18 protein-coding genes are annotated in these 20,923 nt (G+C 33.7%); 5 read left to right on the top strand and 13 right to left on the bottom strand.

Translation table 11 applies throughout. From position 1 onward, the window contains the following. Window positions 1-94: 94 nt before the first annotated feature. Entirely contained in the window at window positions 95-1,219 is a 1,125-nt protein-coding gene (locus IEV77_RS03275) for an isoaspartyl peptidase/L-asparaginase family protein (RefSeq protein WP_188461801.1), read from the bottom strand. Window positions 1,220-1,342: 123 nt separating this feature from the next. Between IEV77_RS03275 and amaB the strand changes: the two genes are divergently transcribed. The 3 genes from amaB to IEV77_RS03260 all read left to right on the top strand — a co-directional run bounded on the left by amaB (window position 1,343) and on the right by IEV77_RS03260 (window position 6,187). After that, window positions 1,343-2,896 carry an L-piperidine-6-carboxylate dehydrogenase gene (gene amaB, locus IEV77_RS03270; RefSeq protein WP_188461799.1) on the top strand — a complete coding sequence of 518 codons (1,554 nt, stop codon included), beginning with the start codon at window positions 1,343-1,345 and terminating at the stop codon, window positions 2,894-2,896. A gap of 154 nt (window positions 2,897-3,050) precedes the next feature. Beyond that, window positions 3,051-5,186, top strand: a complete 2,136-nt coding sequence (locus tag IEV77_RS03265) for a prolyl oligopeptidase family serine peptidase (protein WP_188461797.1) — start codon at window positions 3,051-3,053, stop codon at window positions 5,184-5,186. Window positions 5,187-5,275: 89 nt separating this feature from the next. Beyond that, window positions 5,276-6,187, top strand: coding sequence for an ABC transporter ATP-binding protein (locus IEV77_RS03260; RefSeq protein ID WP_188461796.1), 912 nt, complete (start codon window positions 5,276-5,278; stop codon window positions 6,185-6,187). On the opposite strand, the gene IEV77_RS03255 is transcribed toward IEV77_RS03260, so the two are convergent. The 4 genes from IEV77_RS03255 to IEV77_RS03240 all read right to left on the bottom strand — a co-directional run bounded on the left by IEV77_RS03255 (window position 6,174) and on the right by IEV77_RS03240 (window position 11,695). Beyond that, window positions 6,174-6,623, bottom strand: a complete 450-nt coding sequence (locus IEV77_RS03255) for a GreA/GreB family elongation factor (RefSeq protein ID WP_188461795.1) — start codon at window positions 6,621-6,623, stop codon at window positions 6,174-6,176. The genes IEV77_RS03260 and IEV77_RS03255 overlap by 14 nt on opposite strands. Before the next feature lie 44 nt (window positions 6,624-6,667). Beyond that, window positions 6,668-7,366 (bottom strand): monofunctional biosynthetic peptidoglycan transglycosylase, encoded by a 699-nt coding sequence (gene mtgA, locus IEV77_RS03250; protein ID WP_188461794.1) that lies wholly within the window; start codon window positions 7,364-7,366, stop codon window positions 6,668-6,670. Between the two features lies 1 nt (window position 7,367). Beyond that, on the bottom strand, window positions 7,368-8,483 hold the full coding sequence (locus tag IEV77_RS03245; RefSeq protein ID WP_188461793.1) for an NAD(P)/FAD-dependent oxidoreductase: 1,116 nt from the start codon (window positions 8,481-8,483) through the stop codon (window positions 7,368-7,370). A 242-nt stretch (window positions 8,484-8,725) separates the two neighbouring features. Further along, window positions 8,726-11,695, bottom strand: coding sequence for a zinc-dependent metalloprotease (locus IEV77_RS03240; protein WP_188461792.1), 2,970 nt, complete (start codon window positions 11,693-11,695; stop codon window positions 8,726-8,728). Window positions 11,696-11,803: 108 nt separating this feature from the next. Between IEV77_RS03240 and IEV77_RS03235 the strand changes: the two genes are divergently transcribed. Beyond that, on the top strand, window positions 11,804-12,316 hold the full coding sequence (locus IEV77_RS03235; RefSeq protein WP_188461790.1) for a hypothetical protein: 513 nt from the start codon (window positions 11,804-11,806) through the stop codon (window positions 12,314-12,316). 97 nt (window positions 12,317-12,413) lie between these two features. Here IEV77_RS03235 and accC read toward each other — a convergent pair whose 3' ends face one another. The 6 genes from accC to pdxA form a co-directional block, all read right to left on the bottom strand. Beyond that, window positions 12,414-13,766, bottom strand: coding sequence for an acetyl-CoA carboxylase biotin carboxylase subunit (gene accC, locus IEV77_RS03230; RefSeq protein ID WP_188461788.1), 1,353 nt, complete (start codon window positions 13,764-13,766; stop codon window positions 12,414-12,416). 91 nt (window positions 13,767-13,857) lie between these two features. After that, on the bottom strand, window positions 13,858-14,340 hold the full coding sequence (accB, locus tag IEV77_RS03225; protein WP_188461786.1) for an acetyl-CoA carboxylase biotin carboxyl carrier protein: 483 nt from the start codon (window positions 14,338-14,340) through the stop codon (window positions 13,858-13,860). A 34-nt stretch (window positions 14,341-14,374) separates the two neighbouring features. Then, entirely contained in the window at window positions 14,375-15,370 is a 996-nt protein-coding gene (locus IEV77_RS03220; protein ID WP_188461784.1) for a beta-ketoacyl-ACP synthase III, read from the bottom strand. 180 nt (window positions 15,371-15,550) lie between these two features. Further along, window positions 15,551-15,754, bottom strand: coding sequence for a 50S ribosomal protein L32 (gene rpmF, locus IEV77_RS03215; protein ID WP_188461782.1), 204 nt, complete (start codon window positions 15,752-15,754; stop codon window positions 15,551-15,553). A gap of 9 nt (window positions 15,755-15,763) precedes the next feature. Continuing rightward, on the bottom strand, window positions 15,764-16,303 hold the full coding sequence (locus tag IEV77_RS03210) for a YceD family protein (RefSeq protein ID WP_188461780.1): 540 nt from the start codon (window positions 16,301-16,303) through the stop codon (window positions 15,764-15,766). 75 nt (window positions 16,304-16,378) lie between these two features. Continuing rightward, entirely contained in the window at window positions 16,379-17,425 is a 1,047-nt protein-coding gene (gene pdxA, locus IEV77_RS03205; RefSeq protein WP_188461779.1) for a 4-hydroxythreonine-4-phosphate dehydrogenase PdxA, read from the bottom strand. Window positions 17,426-17,487: 62 nt separating this feature from the next. On the opposite strand from pdxA, the gene IEV77_RS03200 reads away from it, so the two are divergent. Beyond that, window positions 17,488-18,075: a riboflavin synthase gene (locus IEV77_RS03200; RefSeq protein ID WP_188461777.1), complete on the top strand. Its 588-nt coding sequence runs from the start codon at window positions 17,488-17,490 to the stop codon at window positions 18,073-18,075. On the opposite strand, the gene IEV77_RS03195 is transcribed toward IEV77_RS03200, so the two are convergent. Both IEV77_RS03195 and tamL read right to left on the bottom strand, forming a co-directional pair. After that, window positions 18,072-18,260, bottom strand: a complete 189-nt coding sequence (locus tag IEV77_RS03195) for an Fjoh_0651 family PID-CTERM protein (RefSeq protein ID WP_188462957.1) — start codon at window positions 18,258-18,260, stop codon at window positions 18,072-18,074. The genes IEV77_RS03200 and IEV77_RS03195 overlap by 4 nt on opposite strands. Before the next feature lie 366 nt (window positions 18,261-18,626). Continuing rightward, entirely contained in the window at window positions 18,627-20,909 is a 2,283-nt protein-coding gene (tamL, locus tag IEV77_RS03190) for a translocation and assembly module lipoprotein TamL (protein ID WP_188461775.1), read from the bottom strand. Window positions 20,910-20,923 lie beyond the last annotated feature (14 nt).

Here is a 20,923-nt window from a genome sequence, read left to right as displayed (position 1 = left end):
ATAAAAAAAGAGTTTTAAGCGCTATTCGGTTATAAAATACTTAGAATTAATAAGTCGGTTTTGGTTACAATATTCTTTAGGATAAGTTGTTCGATTAATTTTCTTGATCATTAAAAATACCAATATATAGTTCGCCTTTATCATTCATGGTAGCTCGAAACATACCAGTCGTATTAAATTCCATGACCATATTACCGTTTTTATCCACTGCAATAATCCCGCCATCTCCACCAAGTTCTGGTACTTTTTTCTGGATAACTTCTTTTGCAGCCTCTTCTAAACTCAGGCCTTTATAATCCATAAGTGCTGAAATATCGTGTGCAACCATGGCACGAATAAAAAATTCTCCCCAACCCGTACTCGAAACTGCGCATGTATTATTGTTAGCATAAGTTCCAGCTCCAATTATTGGGACATCTCCCACACGTCCCCAACGTTTATTTGTCATGCCGCCTGTGGAAGTTCCGGCGGCCAGATTTCCATATTTATCTAATGCTACGCAACCTACTGTTCCAAATTTGGAATTTTTTATGGTTGCATCATAAAAAGCTGTTTTATTGTCTGCTTCTTTACTCTCATCTGTAGCTTTAGCAGAAGATGACTTTTTTTCGTACTCTTTAACACGTTTTAAAGATTTCAATCCTTTTTCTGTATAAAAATAAGTCGTGTCAACTATTTCTAAGCCTTGCTCTTTGGCAAATACATCTGCTCCGTTTCCAGCCAACATAACGTGAGGTGAGTTTTCCATGACAGCTCTAGCCAAACTAATCGGATTTTTTACTGTTCTTGTTCCAGCCGAAGCTCCTGCATTTAGGGTTTTACCATCCATTATTGAGGCATCCAATTCATTAGTTCCTGCATTGGTAAAAACGGCTCCTTTTCCAGCATTAAAGAGTGGGGAATCCTCCATAACATTTATGGTTTGTTCTACAGCATCTAAACTGGTTCCACCATTTTTTAAAATGTTATAACCAACCCGAATGGCTTCTTCAAGTTTTAATTTATAAGCTGTTTCATCTTCGGCAGACATGTTTTCTCTTAAAATATTACCTGCGCCTCCATGAATAACTATAGAAAATTGATTGATTTTAATATCTTGTACATCAACCAACGTATCATTAGTAGCAAGCCTGCTATTCGATAAAGCTTTAAGTTCTTCTTCGTTTTTACATCCAAAAACAACTAAGCATAAACACAAAAAATATAATCCTTTTTTCATTATAAAATATATTTAAAATAGTGGCTTAAAGTTACATGTTTTAAAAAAGCCATCTCAGGCTAAAACAACTTTTTATTCATATCTTTACAACTAAATTTAATAATCAGTAAAAAACAAGTAAATATGGAAGCCATAGCTACCGATTTCGGAATTGAAACAGCCCTAAAGCAATTAGGAGTTAAAGATATAAATGAAGGAACTTCGACAGGTTCGAACAACTTCTCTAATGGAGACATTATAGAAAGTTATTCGCCAGTTGACGGGAAATTAATTGGTAAAGTTAAATCAACTACCAAGGAAGATTATGAAAAGGTAATGACTGCTGCAACAGCAGCTTTCTTATCTTGGAGAACGATGCCAGCACCTCAACGTGGTGAAATTGTTCGTCAGTTTGGAAACAAATTAAGAGAATTAAAAGAACCATTAGGAAAATTAGTTTCTTATGAAATGGGGAAATCTTTACAAGAAGGTTACGGAGAAGTTCAAGAAATGATTGATATCTGTGATTTTGCTGTTGGATTATCTAGACAATTAAACGGACAAACAATACCATCTGAACGTCCAAGTCACGTAATGCGTGAGCAATGGCACTCTATTGGTGTAGTCGGTATTATTTCAGCATTTAACTTTCCAGTGGCTGTTTGGGCATGGAATACAGCTTTAGCATGGATTTGTGGTGATGTTTGCGTGTGGAAAGCTTCAGAAAAAGCACCATTATGCTCTATAGCCTGTCAAAATATTATTGCTGGAATTTTAAAAGAAAACAACTTACCAGAAGGGATTTCTTGTATCATTAATGGAGATTACAAAGTAGGTGAAATGATGACTAAAGACACTAGAATACCTTTAGTATCTGCTACAGGTTCTACTCGTATGGGAAGAATAGTAGGAGTTACAGTTGCTGAACGTTTTGGAAAATCTTTATTAGAGTTAGGTGGTAACAATGCTATTATTATTACACCAACTGCCGACTTAAAAGTAGTAGTTCCTGGAGCTGTATTTGGTGCTGTTGGTACTTGTGGACAAAGATGTACTTCAACTAGAAGATTGATTATTCATGAATCTGTTTACGATAAAGTAAGAGATGCCATTGTTGGCGCTTATGGTCAAATAAAAATAGGAAACCCTTTAGATGAAACAAAACATGTTGGGCCACTTATTGACAAAGATTCTGTAAACACGTATTTAGCGGCTATTGAAAAAGCAAAAGCTGAAGGTGGAAACGTATTAGTAGAAGGTGGCGTTTTAGAAGGTGAAGGTTTTGAAAGCGGTTGCTACGTAAAACCAGCAATTATTGAAGCTGAAAACCATTACAAAATTGTACAACACGAAACTTTTGCTCCTATTTTATATTTAATGAAATATTCAGGAGAAGTTGAAAATGCTATAGCCGTACAAAATGGCGTTGCTCAAGGATTATCTTCAGCAATTATGACTAATGAAATGAAAGAAGCTGAAAAGTTCCTGTCTTTTTCTGGTTCTGATTGTGGAATTGCCAACGTAAATATTGGTACTTCTGGTGCTGAAATTGGTGGTGCTTTTGGTGGTGAAAAAGAAACAGGTGGTGGACGTGAGTCTGGATCTGATGCTTGGAAAGTATACATGAGAAGACAAACAAATACAGTAAATTATTCAGACGAATTACCTTTAGCACAAGGGATTAAATTCGATTTATAAAACAATATTAGTGTTAATTTTAAAAGACCGTTTTCCCTTTCGAAAACGGTCTTTTTGCATTTTATTAATTAACAAAGCCTTAGCAATTAGAGTAAAGGCTTTTGTTTATTTTTGAAGCTTATACTTTTATCAAAGCCATCTATCTAGAATCCTAATGAAAAAAATTATTATATCCTGTTTATGCGCCACCGTTATTTTAAGTTGCGACACAAATACTAAAAACCCAGAAACACAATTGAGCTATCCTAAAACCAAAACCGTAGATACCGTAACCACCTATTTTGGAACAGAAGTTAAAGATCCTTACAGATGGTTGGAAGACGATAGAAGTCCTGAAACTGCTGCTTGGGTAACAGCTGAAAACGAATTAACCCAAAGTTATTTGGAAACCATTCCTTATAGAGACAGCTTAAAAAACCGTTTAGAAACTATCTGGAATTTCGAAAAAATTGGAGCACCTTCAACCGAAGGAGATTATAACTACTATTTTAAAAACAATGGACTTCAAAACCAATCGGTTGTTTATAGAAAGAAAAAAGATGCTACGGAAGAAGAGGTTTTTCTAGATCCAAATACCTTTAGTAAAGATGGAACCACTTCGTTAGGTGGTTTGTATTTCTCAAAAAACAGTAAGATGTTAGCTTATGCTATTTCTGAAGGAGGTAGCGATTGGAGAAAAGTCATCCTTATCGATACAGAAACTAAAGACATTCTTGAAGATACTTTGGTGGACATAAAATTTAGTGGTGTTTCTTGGTATAAAAACGAAGGTTTCTACTACTCTAGCTACGACAAACCTGAAGGGAGCGAACTATCTGCAAAAACAGATCAGCATAAAGTTTTCTATCATAAATTAGGAACGCCTCAAAAGGACGATCTACTTATTTATGGCGGAACAGCCGAAGAAAAACACAGGTATATTACAGGAAATGTTAGTGAAGATGACAACTTTTTATTCATAAACCCGAAAGTCTCTACATCAGGAAATAAACTTTATGTAAAAGACTTGAATAACGCAAATTCACCATTTGTTGAGATTTTAGGAAATACAGATAGCGATACTGGAGTAATTACTAATAATGGAGAAACGCTTTACTTGTTAACCAATCTAGATGCACCAAATAAACGTGTGGTTAAAGTATCGGCTTCAAATCCGACACCAGAAAATTGGGTAGATGTTATTCCTGAAACGGAACATGTTTTATCGGCCTCCAAAGCAGGTGATTATTTATTTGCTGTTTATATGGTAGATGCTGTTTCAAAAGTTCAACAATACAATTACAATGGTACATTGGTTCGAGAAGTAGAACTTCCTGGGGTTGGTTCTGCTGGAGGGTTTTCGGCTAAAAAAGATGAAACTGAATTATATTATTCATTTACCAATTACATAACGCCTGGGAATATTTACAATTACCAAATAGAATCTGGAACTTCAAAACTGTATAGTAAACCGGAGATTGATTTTAATCCGAATGAATATGAAAGCAATCAAGTGTTTTTCACCTCTAAAGATGGCACGAAAGTTCCCATGATTATTACGCATAAAAAAGGTTTAGAATTAAACGGGAAAAACCCAACCATTCTTTACGGTTATGGCGGATTTAATATTAGCCTAACGCCTGCTTTCAGTATTGCAAATGTGGTTTGGATGGAACAAGGAGGTATTTATGCCGTTCCTAATTTACGTGGTGGCGGAGAATATGGAAAAAAATGGCACGATGCGGGTATTAAAATGCAAAAGCAAAATGTGTTCGACGATTTTATTGCTGCAAGTCAATACCTCATCGATAACAAATACACGTCTTCAAAATATTTAGCCATTAAAGGAGGATCCAATGGAGGCCTTTTAGTGGGAGCTGCCATGACACAACGCCCAGACCTATTTCAAGTAGCTTTACCGGCGGTTGGCGTTTTAGATATGTTACGTTACCACACGTTTACATCTGGAGCTGGTTGGGCTTATGATTATGGAACATCTGAAGACGATAAAGACATGTTTACTTATTTAAAAAACTATTCGCCTTTACATAATATTAAAGAAGGTGTAGCATATCCAGCTACATTGATTACTACTGGCGATCATGACGACCGCGTAGTTCCAGCACATAGTTTTAAATTTGCTGCCGAATTACAGAGCAAACAAACAGGAAATAACCCAACACTTATTCGTATAGAAACAGATGCTGGCCATGGAGCTGGAACTCCTGTTAGTAAAACCATTGAGCAAAATGCCGATATTTTTGGGTTTACACTTTATAACATGGGCTTTAAAACCCTTCCAAAAAAATAAATAATCCTGTATAAAGAATAAACCATAATCATATAAATTTAAAGTCGTTTGAAATTTCAAACGACTTTTTTTTTGTGTTATTTTGCAACATGTTACAAGTAAAAGACATCTCTTTTGGGTATTTAAAGAATCCCATACTTCAAAATATTAATTTTGAAGTGAACTCTGGCGAACATCTTTCTATAATTGGTGAAAGTGGATCTGGAAAAAGCACTTTATTGAAATTACTTTATGGCGAAATGGATTTGAATGAAGGTCAGATTTTTTGGAAAGACACAGAAATTCTTGGACCAAAACACAATCTAGTTGTAGGTTATGATTTCATGAAATATGTTGCTCAAGAATTCGATTTAATGCCTTTTATTACCGTTGCCGAAAATATTGGGAAACATCTTTCTAACTTCTATCCTGAAGAAAAACAAGCACGAATCAAAGAACTTCTTGACATTGTAGAACTCACAGAATTTGCAAATATTAAAGTGAAATTATTAAGTGGTGGACAAAAGCAACGTGTGGCTTTAGCACGAGCATTAGCCAATGAACCTGAAATCCTTTTACTTGATGAACCTTTTAGTCATATCGATAATTTTAAAAAACAGAGTTTAAGACGTAATCTTTTTAATTATTTGAAAGACCATCATATTACCTGCATTGTAGCTTCTCATGATAAAGAGGATGTTTTACCCTATTCCGATACTATGATTGTTTTAGACAACCATAAAATAGTAGCAAACCATACACCAAAATATTTATTCGAAAATCCTGAAACCCCTTTAATTGCATCGTTCTTTGGAGAATTTAATATGATTGATGACCAGATTATATATGCACATCAAATCCAAGTTGTTGAACATTCAAAGTTAAAAGCAACAGTAAAAAAATGCTATTTTAAAGGACCTTATTTTTTGATTGAGGCAAATTTAGAAGGAGCTACAATCTTTTTCGAAAATAAGGATTGCATAGAAGAAAATAAAAAAGTGAGTTTGGTTATAAAACCTTAACAATCTTAATCTCTTCATTTCTAAAAATCACTTTATCACCAACCTCCTTGCCTAATAATAATTTTCCGATAGGTGTGTTTGGTGAAATGGCATAAAAAACTTGTTTATCAAGAACTATTTCTCCTGAACTTATAGCAATAAAATAGTTGGCTTGCGTTGTAAAAACTAGGCTTCCCAGACAAACTGTTTTTGAAAAATTTGAAATATCTATTTTTGAAAGTGTTTCTTGGAGTTTTTGAATTTCAGCTAGTTGATTTCCAGATTTCTCACGTTCTAAATGAAGCATGGCTCTTCCTGTTTCATGCTTATCTCCAGCAGAACTCTTAGTTTCTGAAGTTAGAGATTCTTGAATTTCCTCAATAGATTTCTTAACAACCTCAAGTCGGTTGTCACAGAATTGTTTGCAATGCAGAAATAATTGTTGCTTTATATTCATATTAAAAATACCTATAAGGTTTTTTAAACCTTTCAGGAAATTACTTATTTACCATCTACTTTCTTATAATCTAGCTTTCCAAAATAACCCATTTGTCTCACAATCCAGGCTTTTCTTTTTTCTATATAAGTGGTAGCAGGAGAGGCTTTATATTTTAAAGGATTAGGTAAAATAGCCGCAATAGATGCCGCTTCGTATTGCGATAATTTTGCTGCAGGTTTTTTATACCAATAGTTGGCAGCAGCTTCTGCACCATAAATTCCAGGTCCCATTTCAATGCTATTTAAATAGACTTCTATAATGCGCTCTTTACCCCAAATAGTTTCAATTAAAAAGGTGAAATAAACTTCAAAACCTTTTCGAAGCCAACTTCTTTGTGGCCATAAAAACACATTTTTAGCTGTTTGCTGACTGATGCCACTCGCTCCTTTTACACCTTTTCCTTTCTTATTATTTTTATAAGCCTTTTCTATAGCTTCCACATCAAATCCGTTGTGCTTTAAAAAATTCTGGTCTTCGCTGCAAATAACGGCTAGTTGCAGGTTTTTAGAAATTTTATCAATGGAAACCCAATCATGTTTCCAAACATAGGGTTTATCGTTTTGAAAGTTCTCAACATTTCTTATTAGCATTAAAGGAGTTGCAGGAACAGGAACCCATTTATACAAAAAGACCATGGCAATTGAAATTACAAATAGCCAAATAATTATTTTAAATATAAATTTGAAGAATTTTTTAATCATTTTATTCTATTAAATCTACTATATCTTTTCCTACCAAACTACCAATAGCAATTCCCATACCACCTAATCTCACGCCACAATACACGTGATCTGACAGTTGTTTTACAATGGGTTTTTTACTTTCGCCAACACCCATAATACCAGACCAACTATAATCTATTTCAAAATCTGTTTTGGGTAAAATTACGGTTGTTAGAAGTTCTTTTAATTTATTCTGAATGCGTTCTGTTTGCCCTAATTCGGTTGTTTCTTCTACTGTAAAATCAAGATTTCTTCCACCTCCAAAAAGGATTCTATTATCTATATTTCTAAAATAATAATAGCCTTTATCTAAATGAAATGTACCTTGAATGTGAAGGTTTTTAATTGGTTTTGTAATAAGAACCTGTGCTCTTGCTGGTTTCACCTTTTCTGGTATATGTTGGGAAGCAAAACCATTGGTTGTAAAAATGAGATTCTCAGTTTTAAATTCTAATTGATTGGTTTTTACTTGAACGCCATTTGAAGCATCTTCATAACTTTCAACTAAAATATTATTCAAAATCTTTATGCCTTTGGATTGGACTTTTAGAAGTAAGGCTTCCATCATTTTTCCAGTATCTATTTGTCCTTCAAACGGATTGAACACATAGGTTTCTTGAATGTTATTAAAGTTGAATTCATTCTTTTTTGTCCGAAAAACAGCATCTTTAAATAGCGGTTTTAATAATTTATTTACTGTTTCTCTTTTCGATAAACAAACATCAAAAAGTTGGGAATCTTCTTTAGTAAATAGCTCGTAACCTCCTAATTGCTGATAATAAATAGCTTGATCGGATAACGTTTGTCTTAAAAGAAGTAAGCCAACTAATCGCTTTTTTATAAGGCTAACAACTTCTTCTTCGGAACGAGATTTTAAATCGTCTAGAATTTCACTCAAACTCCCAAAACAAGCAAATCCTGCATTTTTAGTACTTGCCCCTTGCGGTAACATGCCTTTTTCTAAAATTAAAATTGTGGCTTTTGGAAAACGTTGTTTTAATTGTAACGCACAATTTAGCCCAACAATGCCACTACCAACAATGGTATAATCGATGTTGGTTAGCCAAGATTTTATTTCCCAATAGGAGAGATTCACTTTTGTTCGTTGTTCGTTGTTAGTTGTTAGTTGTTCGTTGTTCGTTGTTCGTAAAAATAGTGTTTTCGTGTTAAGGATAGTAATGGCATCCTTTTATTTTTTTGCAAAAAATAAAAGATATAACCTTTCGACAACGCTCAAGATAAATTACTAGTCTGACTTTTGCTTTGGGGCAAAAGTAACACCATAAAAAAACTCCGATTAAAAAATCGGAGTTCTTAAATTGTATTTTAAAAGAGTTGTTATTCTACAATTATCTTTTTGATAACGGTTTTAGAACCATCATTAATATTCAATAAATAAATACCAGCTTGGGCATTATTTAAATTAATTGTTTGATTAAACGCTCCTGTACTGTTATAAGATTTATTCAAAATCGAACGTCCTCTAATATCAAATACTTGAACATTTATATGGTCGCTATTTGTTGAATTTAATTTAATTGTAAACTCTCCTTGATTAGGGTTAGGGTAAATACTTAAATTCTCTAATTGATATTCACCAACACTTAATTGGGCTAAAACATTTACGGTATAATCTTCTACTTCGCCATCAAAACCAGTTTCACATGAAGTTGGGAAGTCATTAGCATTTGGAGATGTATATTTAGTTGAAATACGCATGGTTGTACTACCAAGAGCAGCACCAACAGGAACCGTAATAGATAATGGTGAATTTACTGTAGGCTGATTGTTTATATTTACAGATGTCCCTAAGTCGTATTGTTCTCCTTCATCATTAAAGCTACAGTTTTGATTCCAATCTATCCATGCATAGGTTATAATTTGATAATTACCATCACTATTTGCATTTACTGTTAAATCGTAAGCACTATCTCGATTAACATCAGTTGACATATCCGTATAATCGCTATAAGGCATTGTTTTTCCTGTATTTAAATTGCTTATAGTATTAAATATAACACCTGTTGTACTTGTAGCATAAGCCATACTACCTGTTGAAGCACAAACCCCATCTGTTATAGACAAATTAACCGTAGTTGTTCTTGTGAAAGAAGTCGCAGTTCCAGAAACAGTAATGGTGTAATCTCCAGTTGCTGCAGGTAATAAATTTTCTACTAACATGGTAAAAGTTCCATCGTTACTAAGTTCTGTTGGAGTAAAAGTTACATTTGCTCCAGCTGGAGCTCCAGTTGCTGAAAACGTCGTATTTTCAGAAAAACCATTGGAGGTAACAAAATTAAATTCATACATAACAGAATCTATATTACAAGCAGATTGATCTCCTGAGGTATTACTAATATTAAAATCTGAGTTTCCATTTAAAGCAAAGGCATTGGAAACAGCATAAAAAATATTATCTGCTGCTTCAACTAAAATTTTGGCATTATTTGAGTTAGCAATGTCAGGAACTGTAATTGATGCTGTACCCGTATTAGGAACACCAGAAGCTAAAGTAGTATCGAAATCAACACCATTAGCAGCAAACAAGATGTTTACAGTTTGGCAGTTTATTGGTGCCACATTAGATTGTCCTAAAGCCCAATTTACAGTTTGAGTTGTATTTTGCCCCCAAGTTGGAGGTGTAGACACGGTAAAAGGTGTAACATTTTCAACAGTAACTATCACGTTATCTGAAGCAGTATTTCCACCCACAGTAGCATTATCTCTAACCGTTAGTAAAAAATCCATTGTTCTAGCTACAGATGGAACAACTTCCCAAGTAGAAGCTAAAGAACCTGAAAGTACCGTGCTAAAAGCAGGCATGTATCTATCTGGAGAAGTTGTTGGCGTTAAGGATCTAAAAGCTGGTCCAGCAGCTGATGTTGAAACTGGAGGCATAGTTGCAGGAGTTGCATCACTTTGCTCCCAGCAGTAAGTTAAAGCATCCGTAGCATTTGCATCTGTTGCCTCGCCTCTTAAAACAAAGGCTGTAGATTTTGGAATGCTATAATCCATCCCAGCATTTGCCGTTGGAGCACTGTTTCCTGTAGCAGTATTCTCACTACATGTACTATTTCCAATGGAAATATTCACCCACATTTCTTTTAAATTATCTCCATTAAAGTACGCATCACTATTATTTTGAACGTTTGGTGCACAAATTCCTGCATAACCCATAATGGTTGATGCACTACCAGGCTCTACAGAAACTGCTGAACGATTACAATTATTGTTTTGTGTATGGTTTCCGCCATATTGATGTCCCATTTCGTGAGCTACATAATCAATATCGAATGCATCTCCAGTAGGAGCACTTGAACCTGTAACACCACCGGCTTTAAGACCTGTACAAGGAGAATTTAAATAGGCTACTCCACCTCCACCGGTACTGAATACGTGACCAATATCGTAGTTAGCAGATCCAATATTGGTATCGCAAGTGGTTTGGTTTTGGGATAACATTGCTCCTCCACTATTGTTGGTATAAGGATCTGAACTTACATTTGGTCCCAAGAAAATAATACTTGTATTATCTACCATGACCATAGTAAGCGACATGTCTCTTTCGTAAACACCATTTACACGAGTCATACTTGCATTCATAGCTGCTATAACATTATTTAATGTTCCTCCTTGAAAAAGAGAATATTCTACGGTACAAGCTAAAGCTAATCTATAGGTTCTTAATTGCCCGTCGTTTGCATTTCTTAAAGCTTGAAATTCTTCGTCTGAAAGATTGTAGTCTGATTCAATAGACTCTGTCTGACATTCAAAATCTCCACTACGAGAATCCTCTTTTGAGTTTACAAAAGAAATATAGGTTCTTAAATCTGAAGAATAAGGTTCTATAAAGACTGGTTTCCCTTCAGATAACACCATACTACTTAACCCCTTTTCAGGAGATAAACTAAATCTAATTATTGAAGAAGGGTTTTCAATACCTTGTCCTACAAAAGATCTAATGTTTGGAAATTGGGCCTGAAATTCTGGTGTCATTACCGAAGCTTCTTTTATTCTAAATGATTCTAAAACACCTTCAGAATTTGGAAAACTAACAACAACCTCAGAATGACGACTAACGTTTTCCCTTTTAGGCACATTAGATAATGCTTGGGTTAGCCCTTCTAGATCTAAATTTAAAATAGTGGCATTTTGAGGCATAGTCTTAGTAAAAACCTGCTCTTCTTTTGCTGTTTTTTTAGAGCTATCTTGGCTCCAAAAAGAACTTTTATTTTGCGAAAATCCAAGAGTTGAAAACAGTAAAACTGTACAAAGGAGGATTGCTCTTCTAAAGTAAATTTTTTTCATAGTTTATTTTAAGTTAGTTAATGGTTTTAAATTTAAGCTAATTTTTTTATAATTTGATGAATTAATAAATGATTTTAATTGTATTACCTTTGTTTAAAGACACTTACTATGAAAAACATAATAATTTTTGGGTTGTTACTTATAATTTCAGCCTGTAGTTCAAGTAAAGTTTCCTCGACTAATAGTCCTCATGTTACAAATACAAATTGTCCTGAAGATGGGGTTTGTACATTTGAAGTATTTCATAAAAAAACTTTAAACATAAAAAAAGATGGGATTGGCGCACTTTATCCTGAGCTAACTGAAGGAAAAAACATTGTTATTAAATTTGAATACAAACGCAACGAGATTCCCTACACCGCGGATGGCGGTTATTCTGAAATAATTTATGCTGAAATAGATGCATCTAAAAAAGAAATAAACTTAAATAATGAAGGACTTCTTGAGGCAAAGATGGTTTACGGTAGAATTTGCTTCTGTAGAGGCGAAACTGGATATTATCCGATAAAGAAAGGTGATTTTAAAGTTTCTACCAATAAGGACGGTACTACAACCTATGATCTAACTTTTAAAATTCAAGAAGTACCACAAATTATTACTTCGTTTCACGAAACTCTATAAAACCTTCGCTGGCTTCCTTCTCCGAAATGGTTATGAAGGCTGAATAGCTATGGTTTTTAAATAAAAAAACTCCGAATAGCTATTCGGAGTTTTAAATTTAGTCTTCTGTTGGTTTTTGTATCACAAAATCTTCCATAAACTTCGTGGTATAGTTCCCTGCTAAATAATCTGGATGATCCATTAACTGTCTATGAAAAGGTATGGTAGTTTTAATACCTTCAATCACGAATTCATCTAAAGCACGTTTCATTTTATTGATAGCTTCTTCACGAGTTTGAGCCGTTGTAATTAACTTGGCAATCATAGAATCGTAGTGAGGAGGAATAACATATCCAGCATAAACATGCGTATCTAAACGTACACCGTGTCCGCCCGGAGCATGTAAAGTGGTTATTCTTCCTGGAGATGGACGAAAATCGTTAAACGGATCTTCGGCATTTATTCTACATTCAATAGAGTGTAAGTTTGGGGTGTAATTTTTTCCTGAAATTGGCACACCAGCCGCAACTAGAATTTGTTCACGAATTAAATCGAAATCAATTACTTGTTCCGTAATTGGATGTTCTACTTGAATACGTGTATTCATTTCCATAAAAAAGAAGTTTCTATGTTTATCTACAAGAAATTCTACTGTTCCAGCACCTTCGTATTTAATGTATTCTGCCGCTTTTACAGCTGCATCACCCATTTTTTTACGCAAAGCAGTTGTCATAAATGGAGATGGCACTTCTTCAGTTAATTTTTGATGTCTTCTTTGAATAGAACAATCTCTTTCAGAAAGATGACATGCTCTTCCGGTAGAATCTCCAACAATTTGGATTTCGATATGTCTTGGCTCTTCAATAAGCTTTTCCATATACATATCGTCATTACCAAAGGCTGCTCTAGATTCTTGTCTGGCAGAATCCCAAGCTTCTTTTAAATCTTCAGGTTTCCATACAGCACGCATTCCTTTTCCACCGCCACCTGCAGATGCTTTAAGCATGACTGGGTAACCAGTTTCTTTAGCTACTTTTTGACACTCTTCGAAAGTTTCAATAACACCTTCGCTACCAGGAACACAAGGTACCCCAGCTTCAATCATAGTTGCTTTTGCATTTGCTTTGTCTCCCATTCGGTTGATCATTTCTGCAGAAGCTCCAATGAATTTTATTTTATGTTCTTCACAAATTTTAGAAAATTTAGCGTTTTCTGATAAGAACCCGTAACCTGGATGTATGGCATCTGCATTAGTAATTTCTGCAGCGGCAATAATATTCGACATTTTTAAGTAAGACAAACTACTTGGTGGAGGTCCAATACACACGGCTTCGTCTGCAAACTTAACATGTAAGCTTTCAGCATCTGCTGTAGAATAGACTGCTACCGTTTTTATGCCCATTTCTTTACAGGTTCTAATAACACGCAGTGCTATTTCGCCTCTATTGGCAATTAATATTTTTTTAAACATATCTATTGAGTTTATAAGTTTTTTGGTTTATTGGTTTATAGTTCTAGTTTAAGAAACTTGGAACTTTAAATTTTAAACTTTAAACTTTAGATTATGATGGATCAACTAAAAATAATGGTTGGTCGAATTCAACTGGTGAAGAGTCGTCAACTAAAACTTTTACTATTTTTCCAGAAACTTCAGATTCTATTTCATTAAATAGTTTCATAGCTTCAATAACACAAAGTACATCTCCTTCTTTTATTGTTTGACCTACTTCAACAAAAACTGGTTTGTCTGGCGAAGGTTTACGATATAAGGTTCCGATAATTGGAGACTTTATAGTTATGTATTTTGAATCTTCAGCAGTAGAAGCAGCAGCCGTAGTTTCGGCAGTGTTTGCTTGAGCTACAGGAGCCGAAGCTTGTGCAACTGGTGCATTAACAGGAATTTGTTGCACATAAGTTGTAGTTTCCGGCTTATCGCCACTTCCTGTCTTAATTGTGATTTTCACATCTTCTGTTTCCAATTTAACCTCACTTGCTCCAGATTTAGCAACAAATTTAATTAAGTTTTGAATGTCTTTTAAATCCATAATTTTAGATTTTTAAAATTTATTTAGTAGTTAGTTAGGAGTTGTAAGCCCATTTCAAATAAATAGAGCCCCAAGTAAAGCCGCCTCCAAAAGCCGCGAAAACTAATTTATCGCCTTTTTTAAGTTTAGATTCGTAATCGTATAATAATAAAGGAAGAGTTGCTGATGTGGTATTTCCATATTTTTCAATATTGATCATTACTTTCTCGTCCTCTAATCCTATTCTATTGGCTGTAGCATCAATAATGCGTTTGTTTGCTTGATGAGCAACCAGCCAAGAAATATCGTTTACTGCTAAATTATTTCTTTCTAATATTTTAACAGCTACATCTGCCATGTTAAAAACGGCATTTTTAAACACTGTTTTCCCTTCTTGAAAAATGTAATGTTTCTTATCTTTAATGGCTTCAGGAGTTGATGGATAAGAAGACCCGCCATAAGTAGCTTGCAAAAATTCCCTACCACTACCATCGCTTCTTAAATATTCGTCTTGTAATCCTAATGCTTCCTCGGTCGGTTCAAAAAGCACAGCGCCTGCTCCATCTCCAAAAATTATACAGGTAGCTCTATCCTCATAATTAATCATAGACGAGTTTTTGTCTGCGCCAATTAAAAGTACTTTTTTATACTTTCCAGATTCGATGTATCTAGCTGCAACGGACATACCGTATAAAAAACTTGAACATGCTGCCTCCAAATCGAATGAAAACGCATTAACGGCTCCTATTTGCGTAGCCGTGTAAGCAGAAGTGGATGCCGCCTTCATGTCTGGTGTAGCCGTAGCTACAATAACCAACTCGATATCTTCGGGGTTTAATCCGGTTTTATCAATTAGGTCTTGGGCTGCTTTAATAGCTAAGTAAGACGTGCCTTTACCTTCTCCCTTAAGAATTCTTCTTTCTTTAATTCCAGTTCGTGAAGTAATCCATTCATCATTTGTATCAACCATGTCTTCTAACATTTTATTGGTTAACACATAATCTGGCACATATCCACCTACAGCTGTTATTGCCGCTGAGATTTTACTCATAATTTATATAGTTAATTTGACCTAAATTATTTAAAAATCAATCAAATAATCATGAAATGTATAAAAAGAATACATATTTGGTCTAATTTAATGCAAATTAAGTCGTTTTTGACTTCTATAAAAATTTAAAACAAAAAAAACGCTCACAAGTGAGCGTTTTATTATATGCGTGCATAGTATTTATGCCAAATTCTCTTCTACTTCAGAGTTGTCTATAAGAACTTGTCCTCTATAGTACAATTTACCTTCATGCCAATGAGCTCTGTGGTATAAGTGTGCTTCTCCTGTTGTAGGACACGTAGCAATTTGCGGTGCTATTGCTTTATAATGTGTTCTTCTTTTGTCTCTTCTTTGTTTCGAGATTTTTCTCTTAGGATGTGCCATTTTCTATATTTATTTATCCGTTAATAGTTTCTTTAATGTATTCCAACGAGGATCTGTTTCCTCTTCGTCTTCTTTATTTTCTTTAAGCTTTGGGCTTAATTCTTCTAATTTTTTGAGTATTTCTGAGTCTAACGTTCCGTCTTCTACACCAGGATGAATCCTTTTTGTTGGTATTGAAAGAACGATATACTCATAAATGTATTGTTGAATATTAATTTCATATTCTCCATGAGGTAAAATTAATATATCAATTTCTTCATCGTTAAATTCTTCACCAAATTTAACTATTAGGTTAAATTCGTTTGAAATTTCCTGATTGTAAGCTTCATTTGTTATGTCGCAATTAATATTCAAAAATCCAGAAATCTTGAAATTTAATTCCAAGAGAGTTTCCTTTTTATTGAATATAACATCAACCTTTACAGATGAATCGTTAAAATCCTCATACTCAAAATGTTCAAAGAACGCATTATCAATTTGGTATTCAAAATGATGCTTTCCTTGTTTTAGTCCTACAAATGGAATTGTAAACTCTTTCAATTGCTTCATTATTGACATCTAATTTGAGCCTGCAAATATAACAAATAATTATTTAGATAAAACAACTTATAAACATTTTTTTGTTTATATCTTTTTTTGCCTGGTTTTAAGGATATTTTCAGTTAACTCATGGTATTCATTTCTATTCTTAAAAATTTGAATAGCCATAAATACAGCTTCTTTAAAAGAACTTTCGTCTGCCTCTCCTTTTCCTGCAATTTCAAAAGCTGTTCCATGATCTGGGGAGGTTCTAATTTTATTTAAACCAGCAGTAAAATTAACTCCTTTTCCAAAAGCTAGAGTTTTAAACGGAATTAAACCTTGATCGTGATACGCTGCAATTATAGCATCAAAATTTTTATAATTTTTTGAGCCAAAAAAGCTATCAGCTGCATAAGGTCCAAATACTAATCTACCTTTATCTTTTATTTCGCTTAAAGTTGGTCTTAAAACTTCGTCATCTTCTTTTCCAATAACGCCATTATCTCCAGTGTGCGGATTAATTCCTAAAACAGCAACCTTAGGCATTCTTATTTTAAAATCCTTTTCAAGAGATTCGTAAATGATATCTAATTTATCTTTAATCAATTTTTTGGTAATATGACTTGAAATATCTTTAACTGGAACGTGGTCTGTTAGTAAACCTACTCTTAAATCATCGGATACCATAAACATTAAACTAGTTCCTTGTAGCTCTTTTGCTAAATAATCTGTGTGGCCAGGGAAATTAAATGAATCTGATTGAATGTTGTGTTTGTTAATTGGTGCAGTTACTAATACATCAATTTTGTCTTCTTTTAAAGCTTTGGTTGCAGCCTCTAAAGATTTAATGGCATATTCCCCCATTTTAGGGTCGTCTTTTCCAAATTCGATATTAAATTTATCGTTCCAAACATTAAAAACATTAAGTTTCCCTACTATTATTTGGTCGAAACTGTTTATGCCATTAAAATTTAAATTAAGATCAAAATGCTTATTTAAAAAAGTAATGGTTTTAACAGATGCAAATATTACTGGGGTACAGAATTCAAGCATTCTAATGTCTTCGAAAGTTTTTAAAACTACTTCGCCACCAATACCGTTTAAGTCTCCTATAGATATTCCTACAATTATATTTTCTTCGTTCTTCATTTAATAAGATAACTTTTGTTTGTAATTTTACACATGCAAATTTAACCAAATATTCGACAATTATGTTTACTGGAATCATTGAAAGTATAGGAGTAGTAAAAGATTTAAAAAAAGAGCTTCAAAATCTTCATATAACCGTTAAGTCTTCTTTTACTAATGAGTTAAAGATAGACCAAAGCGTAGCACATAATGGCGTATGTTTAACTGTAGTACATATTGCTGGAGATGAATATACCGTAACGGCTATTGAGGAAACTTTAAATAAAACTAATTTAAAACAGCTAAAAATAAACCATTTTGTAAATCTGGAACGCGCTATGAGACTTGGCGACAGGTTAGATGGTCATATTGTTCAAGGCCACGTAGATCAAACAGCAGTTTGTAAAAATATAATAAATGAAGAAGGTAGTTGGAAATTTACTTTCCAATACGATTCTGGTTTAAATAACATTACTATTGAAAAAGGTTCTGTAACGGTTAACGGAGTGAGTTTAACTGTTGTTAACTCTAAGAAAGATATGTTTAGCGTAGCAATTATACCTTACACTTTCGAGCACACAAATTTTAAAGACTTTAAAATAGGTACTGAAGTAAATCTTGAATTTGATGTCATTGGGAAATACGTATCCCGATTAATAACATTAAATTAACGCTTTAATAATTTTTTCACGCCTAATACAAGACCAACAAACAACCCTGCTAAAAGCCCTCCGTCTATAGGAAGCCCTGGGGGTGGGGGTGGTGCCGGTGGCTGTGGCATATCTTGAGCAACACAAACAAAACTTATTAATAAAAACAAGATTGAGGCAACTATTTTTTTATTTTGTATCTTCATTTGGTTGTAAAAGTATAAAAAAAAGCGACTTAACAAAATAAAAACGACAAAAAATATCCATGAAAGGTAAAAAACATCGATTAAATGTATTTTGTTCACGATATATTAGTCGCTTTTTACGATTTCAAATATATGTTTTTTTGTTTCAATTTAACACATATATTCGTTTATATCCATTAAATAATAGTTATCATGTTATTTCGTAAAAGATTTATGGTTCAGATCTTTAACACTAAGGTTAAAATAGAACAATTATATTAAACCTTTCCTTCCATTTATAAAATTAGTTAATTTTAATACGCTTTCTCTCCTGAAGTGAAATATCTCAACCTGACAGTCATATTATAACTAATTATTATTAAAGGATTAAAAAGGATACCCTATGGCAAAATTCAATATTGGATTAGCAACATCAAAATTATAACGCTCTCCTTTTGGCAAGGCCGGATTATGAAATGGCGCTGCCAAATCGAAACGAATTACAAAGCTTTGAATATCGACTCTTAATCCTACGCCAGCTCCCATACCTAGTTCACTCATAAAATCGCTAGTAAATTTATCTGCCCCATAATAAACAGGATTTTCTACAGAGTTCCAGATATTTCCAGCATCGACGAAAACGGCACCTTTAAAAAATGACACTATTGGAAATCTGTATTCCAGATTGGCTTCCAATTTTATGTTACCGGTTTTATCAAAATAATCATTACTATTTAGGGAAGTGTCCATATCTGAATTAAAAGTTCCTGGACCTAAAGACCTAATATTAAATGCACGAACACTATAAGGACCACCAGAATAATATTGTTTTACAAAAGGAACCACTTCAGAATTACCATAAGCTAGGCCATAACCACCAAAAAGACGGGCCGCAATAACTTGTTCTTTCCCAAAATTAAAATGATAATGTAAATCAAGATTTGCCTTTGCGTATTGCGCATATGCTAACCCTAAAAAGGTTTTAGGAAGGTCTGGCCCCTGATCTTTACCAAATAAACTAATGCCATTTCCCGCTATATCGAATGTAAAATTAATATAGAATTGATTCTTTTTTTGAACATCCACCATTTCGTTATAGGTAAAAGAATAAGTCAATCCAAAAATAAACTGTTGCTCAAAACTTTGTGCCAAAAAGGGATCATTTTCTAAAATTACATCAAACTCCGGAGTAGTATTCGATAGTTTGGTATAGCTTACGGATATAGGGTTTATTTCGTGAGTAACAAATCTATTAGCGTCCCAAAAATAACCAAATAAAGCGGAGCCCGATAAGAGAGTATACAAATCTGTTCTATCAAGATAATCGAGACTTAATGAGATTTTTGTTTTAGGAATGGAATACTTAAAAAATTCGTTATTAAATTTAATTGGAAACAAAACCCGTGGAAAAATTAGTTCGTTTTCAAGGCCCAATTCCAAACTGCTATCTCCAGAGGTATTATCTCCTCCAATTTGAGCTTCGTAACCCACACTTGGGCTAATATTGAATATTTCGCCTCCCCCAAATAAATTTCGATTACTAAAGGATAGTGCCAGCGCTGGGCCCGTGAAATTATTAGATTTAGTTACCAGTTGAAGTTCTGCTCTAACGGCTCTTTTATTTAATGGAGATAAGAAGATGTTAGCTTCCAAAAGCCCTAAATTATCAGTTGCTAGCGTGTCTATTTCTTTATATTGAATGTTGACATATTTATAAGCTCCAATGGTAGAAAGACGTCTAGCCGTATTTCTAGAATCTTCTGGGTTGTAATAATCTCCTTCATTTATAACAATAAAAGGATCTAAATATTTAGGCTTAAAGAAAACTTCTTTTTGAATGTAATTTTTATTTTCATATCGTGTTGTGGTTGCACCTGTCGAATCTGAAACTTCATAATTTGGATAGATGTTTATTTTCGATATTTTGTAAGGGATTAGACTTTTTTTAGGTGCTCCCTTTTTTAGTTTTAAAAACAAATCAAAATTTTTATTATCATATCTATTTGTATCAGCTTCAAAAAGGAAAAAACTTTCGTTAAAATTATAATAGCCCCTTTTCTTGAGGGATTTATCCAATCTATTACGCTCTATTTTCATATTGGTTAAATCGAAGCGCATCCCTTCTTTAAAAGGTGTTTCTTTAACCAATTTTTGCACATCAGAATAAATTGGCAAAGGCATAGAATCTAATTGATAACTTGCCATTCGATATGGCTCTGGTACTTTTACGGTGTATTTTATAGATGCCTTTTCTTCTGTTTTTTCAATATCTGAATAAGCACTACTATAGAAAAAACCACGATTCTCAAGACGATTTAGTAATAAGTCTTCTACATCGTTAGGTTCAACATTAGATAGATAAACAGGTTCCTCTCCAATTTTCTTATTTATCCAGCGATTAATAAACCCAGGTTTTTCTTGTTGGTTTTTATAATGGTAATAAAGCCCAAGTTGCATGCCCAAAAACTTGGAATTAGGTTCTGGCGACAAGACCGATTCCAATTCCGCCTTAAGTTTGTCTTTATTTTTAATTATTGAATCGGATTCTATGATAAGCGAGGCTCCTGTATATAGACTTTCATCTTCTGGAATGTATTTCACAATACTGCATGAGTAAAAGCTTCCTATAAGGAAAAGATAAAAAAAGATGGATGCTACTTTATGTTTCAATTTATCCTGTTTAT

Origin of the sequence: Xanthomarina arctica, assembly GCF_014638915.1 — a bacterium.
GTDB lineage: Bacteria > Bacteroidota > Bacteroidia > Flavobacteriales > Flavobacteriaceae > Xanthomarina > Xanthomarina arctica.
Note: the sequence above shows the minus strand (reverse complement) of the source record. Positions and strands in the feature narration are given on the sequence as shown.